Source organism: Thioclava sediminum, from assembly GCF_002020355.1.
GTDB classification, from domain to species: Bacteria; Pseudomonadota; Alphaproteobacteria; order Rhodobacterales; family Rhodobacteraceae; genus Thioclava; species Thioclava sediminum.
In genome coordinates, this window is sequence record NZ_MPZV01000001.1 from 413,958 (window position 1) to 429,270 (window position 15,313).

General features: G+C 63.5%; 18 protein-coding genes. 10 read left to right on the forward strand and 8 right to left on the reverse strand.

Translation table 11 applies throughout. From position 1 onward, the window contains the following. Nucleotide 1: 1 nt before the first annotated feature. Nucleotides 2-1,198, reverse strand: coding sequence for a glycosyltransferase family 4 protein (locus tag BMI91_RS01780; protein WP_078603782.1), 1,197 nt, complete (start codon nucleotides 1,196-1,198; stop codon nucleotides 2-4). Nucleotides 1,199-1,424: 226 nt separating this feature from the next. Between BMI91_RS01780 and BMI91_RS01785 the strand changes: the two genes are divergently transcribed. Further along, entirely contained in the window at nucleotides 1,425-2,114 is a 690-nt protein-coding gene (locus BMI91_RS01785) for a metallophosphoesterase (RefSeq protein WP_244176531.1), read from the forward strand. 77 nt (nucleotides 2,115-2,191) lie between these two features. Here BMI91_RS01785 and BMI91_RS01790 read toward each other — a convergent pair whose 3' ends face one another. Continuing rightward, the gene (locus tag BMI91_RS01790) at nucleotides 2,192-2,875 is read right to left on the reverse strand and encodes a sugar transferase (protein WP_244176532.1); all 684 of its coding nucleotides are present in this window, start codon (nucleotides 2,873-2,875) and stop codon (nucleotides 2,192-2,194) included. Between the two features lie 398 nt (nucleotides 2,876-3,273). Between BMI91_RS01790 and BMI91_RS01795 the strand changes: the two genes are divergently transcribed. After that, nucleotides 3,274-3,588, forward strand: coding sequence for a TM2 domain-containing protein (locus BMI91_RS01795; protein ID WP_075774515.1), 315 nt, complete (start codon nucleotides 3,274-3,276; stop codon nucleotides 3,586-3,588). Here the strand turns inward: BMI91_RS01795 and BMI91_RS01800 are convergent. After that, nucleotides 3,585-4,400, reverse strand: coding sequence for a heme-dependent oxidative N-demethylase family protein (locus tag BMI91_RS01800; RefSeq protein ID WP_078604444.1), 816 nt, complete (start codon nucleotides 4,398-4,400; stop codon nucleotides 3,585-3,587). The genes BMI91_RS01795 and BMI91_RS01800 overlap by 4 nt on opposite strands. A gap of 46 nt (nucleotides 4,401-4,446) precedes the next feature. Next, nucleotides 4,447-4,863: a DUF6314 family protein gene (locus BMI91_RS01805; RefSeq protein WP_078603783.1), complete on the reverse strand. Its 417-nt coding sequence runs from the start codon at nucleotides 4,861-4,863 to the stop codon at nucleotides 4,447-4,449. Nucleotides 4,864-4,934: 71 nt separating this feature from the next. On the opposite strand from BMI91_RS01805, the gene purB reads away from it, so the two are divergent. The 7 genes from purB (at nucleotide 4,935) to BMI91_RS01830 (ending at nucleotide 11,174) form a co-directional block, all read left to right on the forward strand. Further along, nucleotides 4,935-6,239, forward strand: coding sequence for an adenylosuccinate lyase (gene purB / locus BMI91_RS01810; RefSeq protein ID WP_078519391.1), 1,305 nt, complete (start codon nucleotides 4,935-4,937; stop codon nucleotides 6,237-6,239). 100 nt (nucleotides 6,240-6,339) lie between these two features. Then, nucleotides 6,340-6,492 (forward strand): chitin-binding domain-containing protein, encoded by a 153-nt coding sequence (locus BMI91_RS19780; protein ID WP_146683984.1) that lies wholly within the window; start codon nucleotides 6,340-6,342, stop codon nucleotides 6,490-6,492. A 120-nt stretch (nucleotides 6,493-6,612) separates the two neighbouring features. Then, the gene (locus BMI91_RS01815; RefSeq protein ID WP_093476914.1) at nucleotides 6,613-7,665 is read left to right on the forward strand and encodes a flagellar motor switch protein FliG; all 1,053 of its coding nucleotides are present in this window, start codon (nucleotides 6,613-6,615) and stop codon (nucleotides 7,663-7,665) included. Nucleotides 7,666-7,843: 178 nt separating this feature from the next. Continuing rightward, on the forward strand, nucleotides 7,844-8,845 hold the full coding sequence (gene gap / locus BMI91_RS01820) for a type I glyceraldehyde-3-phosphate dehydrogenase (RefSeq protein WP_078547294.1): 1,002 nt from the start codon (nucleotides 7,844-7,846) through the stop codon (nucleotides 8,843-8,845). Between the two features lie 31 nt (nucleotides 8,846-8,876). Next, nucleotides 8,877-9,020, forward strand: a complete 144-nt coding sequence (locus tag BMI91_RS20120; RefSeq protein ID WP_093476853.1) for a hypothetical protein — start codon at nucleotides 8,877-8,879, stop codon at nucleotides 9,018-9,020. Nucleotides 9,021-9,127: 107 nt separating this feature from the next. Beyond that, the gene (gap, locus tag BMI91_RS01825) at nucleotides 9,128-10,129 is read left to right on the forward strand and encodes a type I glyceraldehyde-3-phosphate dehydrogenase (protein WP_078519393.1); all 1,002 of its coding nucleotides are present in this window, start codon (nucleotides 9,128-9,130) and stop codon (nucleotides 10,127-10,129) included. A gap of 244 nt (nucleotides 10,130-10,373) precedes the next feature. Continuing rightward, nucleotides 10,374-11,174: a YfdX family protein gene (locus BMI91_RS01830; RefSeq protein ID WP_078603784.1), complete on the forward strand. Its 801-nt coding sequence runs from the start codon at nucleotides 10,374-10,376 to the stop codon at nucleotides 11,172-11,174. Here BMI91_RS01830 and coaD read toward each other — a convergent pair whose 3' ends face one another. From coaD to BMI91_RS01845, 3 genes are all read right to left on the reverse strand, one after another. Then, nucleotides 11,175-11,672, reverse strand: a complete 498-nt coding sequence (coaD, locus tag BMI91_RS01835; protein ID WP_078599280.1) for a pantetheine-phosphate adenylyltransferase — start codon at nucleotides 11,670-11,672, stop codon at nucleotides 11,175-11,177. Between the two features lie 90 nt (nucleotides 11,673-11,762). Further along, nucleotides 11,763-12,197, reverse strand: coding sequence for a CBS domain-containing protein (locus tag BMI91_RS01840; RefSeq protein ID WP_078519396.1), 435 nt, complete (start codon nucleotides 12,195-12,197; stop codon nucleotides 11,763-11,765). Nucleotides 12,198-12,287: 90 nt separating this feature from the next. Then, complete coding sequence (locus tag BMI91_RS01845) at nucleotides 12,288-13,187, reverse strand: LysR family transcriptional regulator (protein WP_078570275.1); 900 nt, start codon at nucleotides 13,185-13,187, stop codon at nucleotides 12,288-12,290. Between the two features lie 115 nt (nucleotides 13,188-13,302). Between BMI91_RS01845 and BMI91_RS01850 the strand changes: the two genes are divergently transcribed. Next, nucleotides 13,303-14,805, forward strand: coding sequence for a CoA-acylating methylmalonate-semialdehyde dehydrogenase (locus BMI91_RS01850; RefSeq protein WP_078519398.1), 1,503 nt, complete (start codon nucleotides 13,303-13,305; stop codon nucleotides 14,803-14,805). A 96-nt stretch (nucleotides 14,806-14,901) separates the two neighbouring features. On the opposite strand, the gene BMI91_RS01855 is transcribed toward BMI91_RS01850, so the two are convergent. Then, on the reverse strand, nucleotides 14,902-15,252 hold the full coding sequence (locus tag BMI91_RS01855) for an H-type lectin domain-containing protein (protein ID WP_078546656.1): 351 nt from the start codon (nucleotides 15,250-15,252) through the stop codon (nucleotides 14,902-14,904). Nucleotides 15,253-15,313: the final 61 nt, after the last annotated feature.

Consider the following 15,313-nt stretch of genomic DNA (forward strand, 5'->3'; position numbering starts at 1 on the left):
TTTATTTCCCCAGCTTGGAGAATATCCGATCATAGGCCGCAAGGAGCTGTCGGGCCGAGAAATCCCAGGACAGCGCATCGAGCACCCGCGCCCGGCCCAGTCGCCCCATCGAACGCGCGCGTTCGGGCGCCTCGATCAGGGCTGCGACCCGGGCGGCGAAGTCCTTCGGATCATTGGCACGGGCATAGAGCGCGGCCTCCCCCGCAGAGGCCCGCCCTTCGGTCAGTTCGAACTGCACCAAGGGCTTCTCGAGCGTCATGTATTCCATGACCTTGTTCATCGTGGAGATGTCGTTCATCGCGTTTTTCGGATCGGGTGCCACGCCGATATCGATCGCATTCATCGCCGCCAGCATATCCTCGCCGTAGAGCGGGCCGGTGAAGGTGAAATAACCGCTCAAGCCCCGCGCCGCGACATCGGCCTCCACGGTAGGCAACTCGGGGCCGAAGCCCACGATCACCACATGCAGATCGCTGTAGCCGAGCTTGCGCACCAGATGCTCGACCGCCTGCACCAGAAGGTCCATCCCCTCCTGCTGGCCGATCACGCCGATATAGCCAAGCACGGTCTTCGCGCCCTTGCGATAGGCGGGATCACCGGGTCCGGGCAGGAAGGTCTCGACACGCGGGGCGGAGCGAACGACGAAGACATCCTCGGGCGCCATGCAGCCGCGGGTGATCGCGATTTTGCGGAAGCTCTCATTCGTGGCCATCGACACCGAGGCGCTGGCGAAGGTGATCCGCTCCCAGATGCGCATCACGGCCCAGAGGAACCCCTTTTTGCCGAACTTGGCCTCGAACAGCTCCGGGCAGACGTCGTGATGGTCGAACATGTAGCGCACGCCCGACAGACGATAGCGCCAAGCCAGAAGCCAGATCAGATCGGGCGGGTTGCAGCCCTGGATCACGTCGAAGCCGCGCTCGCGTTTCACCTGTTTCGCCAGCCGGAACCACGCCTTGATCGCGTGCCAGTATTCGCGCGCATAGGCGACCGCGCCGGAATGGGCTTCGGGCGGTGCGGGGTGGCGGTAGATATGGATGCCCTCGATTTCCTCGTAAGCCGCGTCCCAGCCGCGCCCCATCGGACAGATCACCGAGACCTCGTAGCCCGCCCCGCGCAATGTCGTGGCCTCTAGCCAGACCCTGCGATCCAGCGGCACCGGCAGGTTCTCCACCACGATCAGAATGCGTCTCGCCATGCCCCTTACGACCCGCCCTTGCCACGGGGGCGGTTTGCCGCCCATTTTTATGTGAGCCCCTTTCGCTCACGTCTTACGACGGTTATGTCGCAGCCACGCGTTGGTTTCCACCCCGCATAACTCCGGATTTCCCCATATGTTGCGCTCTCTACTCTCCCGTCTCAAACCAGAGACCGCTCCCTCCTCGGCACCCAATGGGCTGCCCCGTCCGGAGGCGCCGATCTGCGTGATCGGGGACCTTCACGGCCGCGCCGATCTCTTGGGCAAGATGTTCGAGCGGATCGGGCAGGAACCGGAAGGCGCGAAGGCCCGGATCATCACGCTGGGCGACATGATCGACCGTGGCCCGAATTCGGCGCGGGTGCTGGCGACGCTTCATGCGGCGCAGCTTGCCAATCCCTCGCGGATGATCTGCCTGATGGGCAATCACGAGCGGATGATGCTCGACTTCCTTCTGTCCCCCGATGCGCGCACCGCCGGCTGGCTGCGCGTGGGCGGATTGCAGACGTTGCAGAGCTACGGCATCGCGCCGCCCGATCCGCGCGAGACGGATCCGGAGGTGCTGGACGCGCTGCGCATGGATCTCGCTCGCGCGCTTGGGCCGGACCTGCTGGCATGGCTCGATGCGCGCCCCGCGATGTGGCGCGAGGGTCGCTTCGCCGCGACCCATGCCGGGGCCGATCCCTATCACCCGATGGAACGCCAGAGCCGCGATGCGCTGCTCTGGGGCCATCCCCGGTTCGGGCAGATGACCCGGCGCGATGGGGTCTGGATCGCCTTCGGCCATTGGGTCGTGGAGCAACCCGTCGCCGATCAGGGCCGCATCGCGGTCGATACCGGCGCCTATGAGACCGGGCTCCTGAGTGCTGCTTGGCTCGACAAGGGCGGGCTGCGCTTCCTGCAAGTCGAAGGCTGAACGATGATGGGCGCCCCCCGAAGGGAGCGCCCGTTGGCAGGTTACAAGCCGTCTCTCTCTCGCAACCGGTGTTGGAATTACTTGCCCGTCTGGCGCAGCACCACGGCGACGGTCATCACGCAGAGCCACAGATCATTCAGCAGCGACAGCCGCGCATAGTAGCGTTCGTCGAAACGCACGCGGTCCACGAAGGCGGTGGTCGAACGTCCGGCGACCTGCCACAGCCCGGTGATACCCGGGCGCATCTTGTAATAGGCCATGCCCATCGCGCCTTTGTAACTGGCTTCCTGATCGAGCATGAAGGGGCGCGGCCCCACGAGGCTCATCGTCCCGAACAGCACGTTGAAGAACTGCGGCAGCTCGTCGAGGCTGGTGCGTCGCAGGAAGCGGCCGATGCGGGTGATCCGCGGATCGTCGTCGAGCTTCTGGTTCACCGACCATTCCAGCGCGAGCGCGGGGTTTTCGTTGCACATACGCACAAGCTGCGCCTCGGCATCGACATGCATGGTGCGCAGCTTGTAGCAGCGGAAGCGCTTGCCGCCCTGCCCGACGCGGATCTGCGAATAGAAGGCGGGACCGCCATCGGCGCGCACCGCCAGAGCCAGAAGCGCGATCAGCGGCAGCAGAACCGGAAGGATCGCGAGCACGGCGAGAATGTCGAACAGACGCTTGCCCATGCCCTCGTAGCGCAGAATGCGCGACCGCGCCTGGGTGGCATCCGTTACACTTGCAAGCTCGAAATTGGTCGAGAGATCCGACATTTTCGCCCCTATTACCCTACCTCAGAGTGCGAACCTTCGAGCCCGCTTTTCTTTAACCCGGTTTTCATCTTTGATTCGTCCATAATTGTGACGAAAGCCGACAATTGTTGCGGCTCGGGGCTATAAAGAGATCACGGAAAAAAATCACAAGTCGTTGATCGCTGTTATTTATCTTGTTGTTTTTTATGTCACATTTTTTCAGCACTGCGGAAATCCGCAGCCTCACGGCACTCGCGCATAAGGCGATTAGCGCCAAAACTTCCCTAAGGTCACTTTTGGTTAAAAGGTTATGAAACCGGACGCCCGCGCAGACCCGCCGACAGGGTGGATTTACCGGCCCCTCTTGATCCCACGGCACAACTGCCCATATCGGCTGGGAAGATGTTATGGAGATTAACATGACCCGAGACGATGCCCGCGCCCTCTATATCGAGCAGCGCGTCGCGAATGAGAAGAAGTCCGCCCTTCTGGGCTATGTGCTGTGGTTCATGCTGCCGATGCTTGGCGTGCACCGGATGTATATGGGTCGCGTCTTCTCCGGCGTGGTGATGCTGGCGCTGACCGGGATCGGCACGCTTCTTTCGCCCATCCTGATCGGCTTCATTCCGCTTGGCCTCGCAGGCCTGTGGTGGCTGATCGACGCGCTTCTGATCCCCGGCATGGTCTCGCAGGATATGGCCGAGACGCGCTGGCGGCTGATGCAGGAAGCTTAATCCGCCTGCCGGATCGGGTGCTCGGCCAAGGCCTGCGCCTGATCCGGGCTCAGGCTTTCGGGCCGCACGACCTGCGTGTGGATCGAGAAGATCACGGCGTTCGTGCGCGGCAGCCGGAACAGGCACTGCCGCTCCACCCGTATATAAGGGGCGTCGGCGGGCGCGTGGGCGAATTCGTATTCCGAGCGCGGATCATGCAGATGCGCGGCAGAGCGCGAGGCAGTCCCGCGCATCAGCCCCCTGCCCTCACGCACGCCATCGAGCAAGCGCTGCACCCGTTTGCCGAGATCGTCGGTGTAGATCTCAATCGGTTCGTGAATGCGCATCATCGGGCGCATGAATTTCTCGCGCAGCGTCCAGCCCGAGGGAAAACACAGCACGCCACCGGTCAGCACATGCTCGGCATGGCCGAACGCGGCCTCATCAGCTTCCATCAGGCACAGATCGCATTGCAGCAGCCGCCCGAGCGTGGCCAGCGGGTCCGTGCGATCGAGCGCAACCACCGCCCCATCGGGTCGCGTGACCGTCTCCGCACTGCAGGCAAACCCCAGCGCCGGAAGCATCGGCAGCACCAGATCGTAGAGCTCTTCCGCCGCAGGTCGTCCGTGATCCGACAGGCCCAGCACCAGATCGCGCGCCTCCCCGATCAGCCGGTCGCGCAGGCCCATCTGGGCGGCGTAGGCATCATCGACCTCGAGCCAATCCTCATATGTCACCGGGATCACCCCCGGCAGCCGCCGCGTGCGCGGGTCGGCCCAGGGCGCGAAGCTCAGGCGGTTTTGCAGGATCGGTGTGGCGACAAGGTCTTTCATACCCGCAGATTGCCGCGCGCCCCCGCCCGCGGCAAGAGCGCCCGCGTCAGGGCTGCCCCGCGCTGCGCACATAGTCCGAGATCATCTCGTAATCCTTGCGCGGTCCCTGCACCCGCCAGATCGCCCGCCACTTCGGCCACGCGTCGAAGTCATAGCTCACCCGGTAATCGTCAGGATCGCACCAATGGCTCGCGGCCGGGCTCAGCGGATCGAAACTGTGAAAGGGCCGCCCATCCTCGAAGGCCACGGCGATCTGCCCGCCCTCGGCCCGCCAGAAATAGCTGCGCTCGGCATGAAAGCTCTGACCGCCCGGCATCACCAGCTCGCCACTCTCGCGATAATGCAGCCCGACCCCTTCGAGCGCGAAACAGGCGTGGCCTTCAAAACGGGCTTTATTGCCGTCGCTATGCAGGATTTGGCGCGTCAGCACCCAGTTCCCCTCGAAATCCGACAGCTGCGGCATTGGCTCTCCCTTGCCCCAAAGGCAGGTGCAGTCTAACAAGCGCGCAACCACACGCAATCAAGAGGCCGCCGATGATCCCGCGTTATGCCCGCAAAGAGATGGTCGACATCTGGGAACCCGCCACCAAGTTCAAAATCTGGTACGAGATCGAGGCGCATGCCTGCGACGCTCAGGCCGAGCTGGGCGTGATCCCGAAAGAGAATGCCGAGGCCGTCTGGAAGGCCAAGGATGTCGAGTTCGACGTCGACCGCATCGACGAGATCGAAGCCGTCACCAAGCATGACGTGATCGCCTTCCTGACCCATCTGGCCGAGCATGTTGGCTCGGAAGAGGCCCGTTTCGTCCATCAGGGCATGACCTCGTCGGATGTGCTCGACACCTGCCTCAACGTGCAGCTGGTGCGCGCCGCCGACATCCTGCTGGCCGATCTCGACAAGGTTCTGGCCGCGCTGAAGAAGCGCGCCTACGAGCATAAGGACACGGTTCGCGTGGGCCGCTCGCACGGCATCCATGCCGAGCCGACCACGATGGGCCTGACCTTCGCGCGCTTCTACGCCGAGATGGACCGCAACAAGGCGCGCCTGCAGGCCGCCAAGGAAGAAGTCGCGACCGGCGCGATCTCGGGCGCTGTCGGCACCTTCGCCAATATCGACCCGCGCGTGGAAGAGCATGTCTGCAAGATGCTCGGCCTCAAGCCGGAGCCGATCTCGACGCAGGTGATCCCGCGCGACCGCCATGCGATGTTCTTCGCCACGCTCGGCGTCATCGCCTCGTCGATTGAAAACGTCGCGATCGAGATCCGCCACATGCAGCGCACCGAAGTGCTCGAAGGTGCGGAATTCTTCTCGATGGGCCAGAAAGGCTCGTCGGCGATGCCGCACAAGAAGAACCCCGTCCTGACCGAGAACCTCACCGGCCTTGCCCGCCTCGTGCGGATGACCGTGATCCCGGCGATGGAGAACGTGGCCCTCTGGCACGAGCGCGACATTTCGCACAGCTCGGTCGAGCGTGGCATCGGCCCCGACGCGACCGTGACGCTCGATTTCGCGCTGAACCGTCTGGCCGGCGTCGTCGACAAGATGATCATCTACCCCGAGAACATGCTCGCGAATATGAACAAGTTCCCCGGTCTGGTGATGAGCCAGCGCGTTCTGCTGGCGCTGACGCAAGCCGGCGTGTCGCGCGAAGACGCCTATGCGATGGTGCAGCGCAACGCGCTCAAGGTCTGGGAAGACCGCGTCGATTTCCGCGAACAGCTGCTCGCCGACAAGGATGTCGTGGCCGCTCTTGGCGTCGACGGCATCAACGAAAAGTTCGACATGGGCTACCATACCAAGCATGTCGACACGATTTTCGCCCGCGTTTTCGGCGAATAATCGAGAAACAAGCCCGTTCCGCGCCGCCTATGTCAGCCGACTATAGGCGGCGCGTGCGATTCGGGCTTACCCTAGGGCATCTAGCAAAGGGAGATTGCAGATGACCCGAACCATCCTTGCAGCCGCCGTGCTGATCCTCGCCCCTCTGACCGCGTCGGCCGAGTGCTTTAGCGGCCACCAAGCTTCCATGTCCTGCCCGCAGGGCCAGGTCTGGGACAAGGACGCGAGTGCCTGCGTCCTGCAGTCCAGCTAACCGCTGAGACGGTAATCCCGTCTTAACGGCCTCCGTGCAAAGCTGACCGCGAAACCGCATTGGCCGCCCGCGCGGCCGATGCCCAGCGCGGAGGTTCTCGCGGTGAATGCGATCGCGCCCATGGCGCTCGGTCATATGGCCGGGTCCGACTCGGCTGGCGACAAATCCGCCCGGCCAAGGCCGCTTACGCGGCGCCAGAAAGCTGCGATCATCGTGCGGCTGCTCGCCTCCGAAGGGCTGAAATTGCCGCTGACGGAGCTGAGCGACGATCATCAGACCGAACTGACCGAGGCTGTGGCACAGCTGCGTCTGGTCGACCGCGCTACCATAGCTAGCGTGGTGGAAGAGTTCTGCGAAGAATTGGAAGCTGTCGGCATCGCTTTTCCCGGCGGGCTGGAAGGCGCGCTGTCGCTGCTCGACGGGCAGCTCTCGCCCTCGGCCTCGAACCGGTTGCGCAGGCTGGCCTCCGGCTCCTCGCGCGCCGATCCGTGGCAGCGGATCGCGGGCCTCACCGCCGAGGTGCTTCTGCCGGTGCTGGAAGGCGAAAGCGTCGAAGTGGGCGCGGTGATGCTGTCGAAGTTGTCGGTCGCGAAATCTGCCGAACTGCTTGGGCTGCTGCCGGGTGAGAAAGCGCGGCGGATTGCCTATGCGGTCTCGCTGACCGGGAATGTCGCGCCCGAAACCGTGCTGCGGATCGGTCAGGCACTCGCGGCGCAGCTGGATGCCGCCCCGCCCAAGGCCTTCGATTCAGGGCCGGTGGAACGGGTGGGCGCGATCCTGAACTACTCGGCTTCGGCCACGCGCGACGCGGTGCTCAAGGGGCTGGAGGAAGAGGACAAGACCTTCGCCGACGAGGTGAAGAAGGCGATCTTCACCTTCGCCAATATCCCCGCCCGCATCGATACACGCGACATCCCGAAAGTGCTGCGCGTGGTCGATCAGACGCAACTGACCGTCGCGCTTGCCGGGGCGACCGGCCCGTTGCAGCCCGCGGCGGAGTTCATTCTTGCCAACATGTCCCAGCGCATGGCGCAAAGCTTGCGCGACGAGATGGCGAATCTGGGCAAGGTGAAAGAGAAAGACGCCGAAGAGGCGATGAGCGCGGTCGTCGCCGCAATCCGGGAGATGGAAGCCGCGGGAGAGATATTCCTCGTCGCGGAGGACGACGATTGAGCGAAAGATTCTGTCGCCGCGCCCCGTTTGGCGCCACTCTTCGCGCCAAAGCCGCACCCTGCCCCGCAATGTTATCGCAAACACCGCGTGTTTACGCTAACATACTGTTTCAAAACCTTTTCCCGAATTGCATGCAATGGTATCCAACGCCGAAATCACGCGCTTCGGAGAGATCATCATGACCGTCACCATCGGGATCAACGGCTTCGGCCGCATCGGGCGCTGCACGCTCGCGCATATCGCGGAAGCCGCGCGCAATGACGTGCAGGTCGTCAAGATCAACGCCACCGGCCCGATCGAGACCAACGCGCATCTTCTGAAATATGACTCCGTCCACGGCCGCTTCGGCGGGCAGGTGAAGGTTGCGGGCAATACGCTCGACCTCGGGCGCGGCCCGATCGACGTGATGTCGACCTACGACCCGGAAGAACTCGACTGGGACGGCGTCGATGTCGTTCTCGAATGCACCGGCAAGTTCAACGCCCGCGACAAGGCCGCCGTCCATCTGGGCCGCGGCGCGAAGCGGGTTCTGGTCTCCGCTCCCGCCACCGATGTCGACAAGACCGTGGTTTACGGCGTGAACCATCGCGAGCTGACGCCCGCGCATCACGTCGTCTCGAACGGGTCGTGCACCACGAACTGCCTCGCGCCGCTCGCCAAAGTGCTCAATGACACGATCGGCATCGAATCGGGCGTGATGACGACGATCCATTCCTATACCGGCGATCAGCCCACGCTCGACCGTCGCCACAAGGATCTCTATCGCGCCCGCGCCGCCGCGATGGCGATGATCCCGACCTCCACCGGCGCCGCGAAAGCCCTGGGCGAGGTGCTGCCCGAGCTGCAAGGCCGCCTCGACGGCACCGCGCTGCGCGTCCCGACCCCCAATGTTTCCGCGGTCGATCTGACCTTCGAGGCGCGCAAGACCGTCACCCGCGACGAGGTGAACGAGATCGTCCGCGAGGCCGCCGCCGGCTACATGGGCATGGTGCTGGGCTACGACCCCGAGCCGAAGGTCTCGATCGACTTCAACCACACGCAGCAATCCTCTATCTTCGCGCCGGACCAGACCAAGGTCGTGGGCAAGCTTGTCCGCGTTCTGGCCTGGTACGATAACGAATGGGGGTTCTCCTGCCGCATGGCCGATGTGGCCGGGGCGATGGGGCGACTCGTGCACTGACGCGCCAAACAAGGGCGCGCGAAGGGGATAGATGACCAATCGGATCGCGCTCTGGCTCGGGGGCCTCCTCATTTTGCTCATTTTGGCGGATGTGTTGGCCGATGACGGCCGCATCCTGCTGTTTCTGGCGAAAAAAACTGCCGATCTCGTTCAATATGTCGCTTTCTGGCGCTAGCATCGGGCTGCACCCCGTTGACCTTTGGCGCTGAACGCGCTTGTTAGCGTTAACGGAAGACCTGCCCGTGCAACTCCCTGCCGGGCAGCCAGCCAGAGGAGACGGATATGACGGTTAAAGTTGCCATCAACGGGTTCGGTCGCATCGGCCGCAACGTGCTGCGCGGGATCATCGAGTCGGGGCGCACCGACATCGAAGTGATCGCCATCAACGATCTCGGCCCGGTCGAGACGAACGCGCATCTGCTGCAATTCGACTCCGTACACGGCAAATTCCCCCATGAGGTCACGACCGGCGAAGACTGGATCGATGCCGGCCGCGGCAAGATCAAGGTCACCGCAATCCGTGACCCGAAAGAACTGCCCTGGGGCGATGTCGATGTCGCGCTGGAATGCACCGGCATCTTCACCGCGCGCGACAAGGCGGCCTTCCACCTCGAGAACGGCTCGAAGCGCGTTCTGGTCTCGGCCCCTGCCAGCGGTGCTGACAAGACCATCGTCTTCGGTGTGAACGACGGTGCGCTGACTGCGGACGACCTCGTCGTCTCGAACGCGTCCTGCACCACGAACTGCCTCTCGCCCGTCGCCAAGGCGCTGAACGACGCGATCGGGATCGAGAAGGGCTTCATGACCACGATCCACAGCTATACCGGCGATCAGCCGACGCTGGACACGATGCACAAGGATCTCTACCGCGCCCGTGCGGCCGCGCTGTCGATGATCCCGACCTCGACCGGCGCTGCGAAAGCCGTGGGTCTGGTGCTGCCGGAGCTCAACGGCAAGCTGGACGGCGTCGCGATCCGCGTGCCGACCCCGAATGTCTCGGTCGTCGATCTGGTCTTCGAGGCCGGCAAGGACACCAGCGTCGAAGAGATCAATGCCGCGATCAAAGCCGCCGCTGACGGCCCGATGAAAGGCATCCTCGGCTATACCGACAAGCCCAACGTCTCGAGCGACTTCAACCACGACCCGCATTCGTCGATCTTCCACATGGACCAGACCAAGGTCATGGAAGGCCGCATGGTCCGTATCCTGAGCTGGTACGACAACGAATGGGGCTTCTCGAACCGCATGGCGGACACCGCCGTCGCGATGGGCAAGCTGATCTGAGCGTGATCGGGGCACCGCCCCACAGATTGCGAAAAAGCCAAAGGGGCGGTCCATCTTGGGCCGCCCTTTTTGCGCTCGCCTCTCACACACGGCTCGCAGAGCATGCACGCACCCTCTCACGCGCGCCGCGAGCCTTGATGCATGGTGATAGAACCCTTTGAAATCCGGGACGTTTCAGGGCCATGGAGCGCGCCGCCCGGCGCCTTCCGCCTTAGCTGAACCCCATCACGAAAGGGAATATCCCATGGAACGCAGCAAGAAATTTCTCGCCCTCGCCCTCTCCTCCGCGCTGATCGCGGGCCCCGCGAGCTTCGAGATGGCCAATGCCGCCACCACGAGTTCCAACAGCAACTCAAGCGGCGCCGCGATGCAGAGCGCGCAGAGCCAAGGCAATGACGCGGTCTCGCAGACCACGGCAAGTTCGACCGACAAGGACTTGCTGACTACGGTAAATGACGCCTACACGGCGATGCGCGAAGTGCGCGCGGCGCGTCTGGCGATCTTCGACGGCAATACCGACATGGCGACCAAGATGACCAAGGACGCCACTGCGAAAATGCAGTCCGCCGAGAAGGCCGAGAGCAAATGGGGCGTGCCCTCGAAAGCGGGCAAGAAAGGCGTGACCTACCTGCCCTTCGACAGCTCCATTGCGCTTGGCGAAAGCTTTACGGTGACGCCGGACAACCAGAAAGCGGTCGGCAAGGCCAATCAGCAGATGGCACAGGGCAACGCAAAAGCCGCAGCCAAGACGCTGAAGGACAACGATATCGACGTGTCGATCTCGGCGGCGATGGTGCCCGCGAAGGCGTCGCTCGCCCATCTGCAGGACGCGTCCAAGCTCATCAAGTCGGGCAATTACTACGAGGCGAACCTTGCGTTGAAAGGAGTCGAGGATTCGGTGGTGATCGACCAATGGGGGCTCGACAACCTGCCGCAGCAGGCGGGCAACGCCACGAAATCCGCGGCAAATGCGAGCGGCAGCACTCAGATGCAGCAGAAATCGCAGCAGAGCGGCACGTCGGGCAACTCCGCCTCGAACGGCTGATCAGGCCTTGGCGTAAGCCTTGACCAAGGCATCGCGCACGGCGGGGGTGACGAATTTCGAGACATCCCCGTCGAGCCGCGCAATTTCCTTCACCAGCTTCGAGGCGATCGCCTGACGCCGAGCATCGGCCATCAGGAACACCGTCTCGACCGAGGCGTCGAGCGCGCGGTTCATCCCGACCATCTGGAATTCATATTCGAAATCGGCCACCGCGCGCAGGCCGCGCACGATCACGCTGGCGCCGACATCCTTGGCGCAGTCGATCAGCAGGTTTTCGAAGGGATGGACGACGATCTCGCCGCCGCGACGGTCGGTGATCTTCGCGCATTCGTCCTGAAGCATGGCGACGCGTTCTTCGAGAGAGAAGAGCGGTCCCTTGTCCCGGTTGATCGCGACCCCGATCACGAGCCGGTCCACCAGAGCCATCGCGCGCTCGATGATATCGAGGTGGCCCAGCGTGACCGGATCGAAAGTTCCGGGGTAAAGACCGATCCGCATGGCATCCTCCCTCGTCGCCCGCCAAAAAGCTCAGCGCACGCAACTATATTGCGTGGCTAAATGCAAGCGGGAAGGTGCCGCAATGCGGCATCAGTTGCCCATGATCATGCCCTGAAGCGACTCTTTCTCCATATGGAGCTCGTTCAGACGCGCCTTGACCACGTCCCCGATCGAGATCACGCCGACCATCTTGCCGTTCTCGCGCACGGGCATGTGGCGGAAGCGGCCCTCGGTCATCAGGCTCATCACCTCTTCGGTGCTGTCCATCGGGGCGCAATGCTTGACGTCGCGGGTCATGACATCTCCGGCGGTCATCACCAGACAATCCGCACCGCGCCGCGCGATTTCACGCACGACGTCGCGTTCCGAGACGATCCCGTCGACGGTTTCCCCGTCTTGCGAGACGATCACCGCACCGATGCGTTTCGAAGAAAGCGTGGCAATCACCTCGCTCAGCTTCATGTCGGGGGCGACGGTGAAAACTTCCATCTCGCCCTTGTTCTTGAGAATCTGCATAACCTGCATCGGCGTCTCCTTGAAAAACGTCGTCTAAACCCAAGCGTCCCACTGCTTTCATAGATTTGTCAACGGCTTTGCGGTTCACGGGGCCGCCAGTTATGTTTCAACCGCAGCGTGTTCTAGCCGCGCAACCTCGTCGCGAAGCCCTTGCCCCAGCGCTTCGGCGAAGCGCGTCAGGCGCTCGGATCGGCGGTCATCGGCATGGCGGATCAACCAGAAGGCGCGGTTGAGCCGGATCTCGTCGCCCAGCACCCGTTGAACGCCGGGGGCGAAGGGGATCGCGAAGTCGTGGACAATGCCAACGCCCGCGCCCGCCTCGATCATCCGGGTCTGCACGGCCGCTGAATTCGACGCGAGCCCCATCACCTCGGCCTCGGTCTCGGCAAAGTAATCCAGCTCCTTGTCGAAGATCATGTCAGGAATATAGCCGATCATCCGGTGATGGCGCAGATCCTCCTTGCAGGTGATCGGCGGCGCCTTCGCGAGATAGTCTCGATGGGCGGCGAGGCTGAGGTGATAGTCGCTCAGCTTCTGCACGGTCAGACGGCCTGCGGTCGGGCGCGAGACCGCGATCGCCATATCCGCCTCGCGTTTCGAGAGGTTGAAAACGCGCGGCAAGGCGACGACCTGGATCTCCAGCCCGGGATTGTCCTCGGCGATCTTCGCGCAGACCTGGGGCAGAAGGTAATTCGCGCAGCCATCGGGCGCGCCGATCCGCAACTGCCCCGTCAACTGGCCCGCGATGCCGGAGAGCTCCTCATCGGCGCCCGCGAAGACCTGCTCCGCCGCTTCGGCATGCGGCAGGAGCCGGTCGCCCGACTCGGAGAGCGCATAGCCCTGCGGCGATTTCACGAAGAGTTTCGCCCCCACCCCTTCTTCGAGCCGCGCGATGCGCCGGCCCACGGTGGCCGCGTCCAGCTTCAACCGCCGCCCGGCGCCCGACAGGCTCTCGGCCCGTGCGACGGCAAGGAAAATCCGCAGGTCGTCCCAGTCCATATCGCGCTCCTCTTTGCAAAAATGCAAAACGCTTTTGAGCTACTTCCTCTTTTATGCTCAATTTCGCAAGGCTAGAGTGCGCCCAAGCCAAGATTATCTGTAGGAGGAGCGTCTCATGGAAGAAATCGGTCACTGGATCAACGGCAAGCGCGTTGCGGGCACGTCCGGCCGCTTCGGCGAAGTCTTCAACCCCGCCACCGGCGAGCAGATCGCCAAGGTCGCGCTGGCCACCCCGGCCGAGCTGGATGCCGCAATCGCGGACGCCGCGAAAGCGCAGCTGGAATGGCAGAAGGTCAACCCGCAGCGCCGCGCCCGCGTGATGATGAAATTCGGTCAGCTGATCGAGCGCGACATGGACAAGCTCGCGGAGGCTCTGTCGAAAGAGCACGGCAAGACCATCCCCGACGCGAAGGGCGACGTGCAGCGTGGCCTCGAAGTGATCGAGGTCTGCATGGGCGCGCCGGCGATGCTCAAGGGCGAATACACGGGCGACGCTGGCCCCGGTATCGACCTCTACTCGATGCGCCAGCCGCTGGGCGTCGTGGCCGGCATCACGCCGTTCAACTTCCCCGCCATGATTCCGCTGTGGAAAATGGGCCCGGCGCTTTCGGCCGGTAACGCGATGATCCTCAAGCCGTCCGAGCGCGTGCCGACCACTGCGATCATGCTCGCGGAACTGGCGCAGGAAGCCGGTCTTCCCGATGGCGTGCTGCAGGTCGTCAACGGCGACAAGGAAGCCGTGGACACGATCCTCGATCACGAGACGATCCAGGGCGTGGGCTTCGTGGGTTCGACCCCGATCGCGCAATACATCTACGGTCGTGCGGCCACCAACGGCAAGCGCGCGCAGTGCTTCGGCGGCGCGAAGAACCACATGATCATCATGCCCGACGCGGACATGGACAAGGCCGCCGACGCGCTGATCGGCGCGGGCTACGGCGCCGCTGGCGAGCGCTGCATGGCGATCTCGGTTGCGGTTCCGGTGGGCGACGGCACGGCGGATGCGCTCGTTGAGCGTCTCGTGCCGAAGATCGAGAAGCTGAAAGTCGGCCCCTATACCGGCGGCGACGACGTGGATTACGGCCCCGTCATCACCAAGCAGGCGCAGGAGCGGATCAAGTCGCTCATCAATTCGGGTGTCGATCAGGGTGCGAACCTTGTCGTCGACGGCCGCGACTTCTCGCTGCAGGGCTATGAGGACGGCTTCTTTGTCGGCCCGTCGCTCTTCGACAACGTCACCCCCGACATGGACATCTACAAAGAGGAAATCTTTGGCCCGGTCCTGTCGATGGTGCGCACGAAGTCCTATGACGAAGCGCTCGATCTGGTCATCGACAGCCCCTACGGCAACGGCACCGCGATTTACACCGCCGATGGCGATGTGGCACGCGACTTCGCGGCGAACGTCAATGTCGGCATGGTCGGCATCAACTTCCCGATCCCGGTTCCGCTGAGCTACTACACCTTCGGCGGCTGGAAGAAGTCGGCCTTCGGCGACCTCAACCAGTACGGCCCGGACGCCTTCCGCTTCTACACCAAAACCAAGACCGTCACGGCGCGTTGGTTCTCGGGCATCAAGGACGAAGGCGCGGCACTGAACTTCAAGGCGCTCGACTGATCTTACGGTGAGGCGGTTTGCGAACCGCCCTTCCCCACGCATAAGAAAACGCCCCGCCGATGGACGGGGCGTTTTTCATGGGAAGGTCGGCGCGCTTCAGTCGATGTCCCAGTCATCCTCATGCGAGACGCCGCCCAGTGCCAGCCAATCCGCACGCACCCGCGCCACACGGCTGTCGCCCCAGGTGCGGAAGACGATCACGAAGCCCTCGGGCGTGACGCCGTCGCTGGAGATATCCATCCGCGAATTGTGCTTGCCGTCGACGTCCCACATCGACAGCGAGACCTGCACCATCGGCGTCGCGCGGAACGGCTCGGGGAAGGCAACCTTCTTGCGCAACTCGCGCGGCCCCTCGCCCGTCCACATGGCGCCGCCATCCTGATAGTCGGAGAACAGCACGAGCGAGCCGCGTTGCATCCCCAGACGGTGGCTTTCGATCGTGATCATCGCGAGAGGGCCTCTTTCTTTCAACCTGAGGCAGAGCTTACCGCAACTGCGGACAATAAAA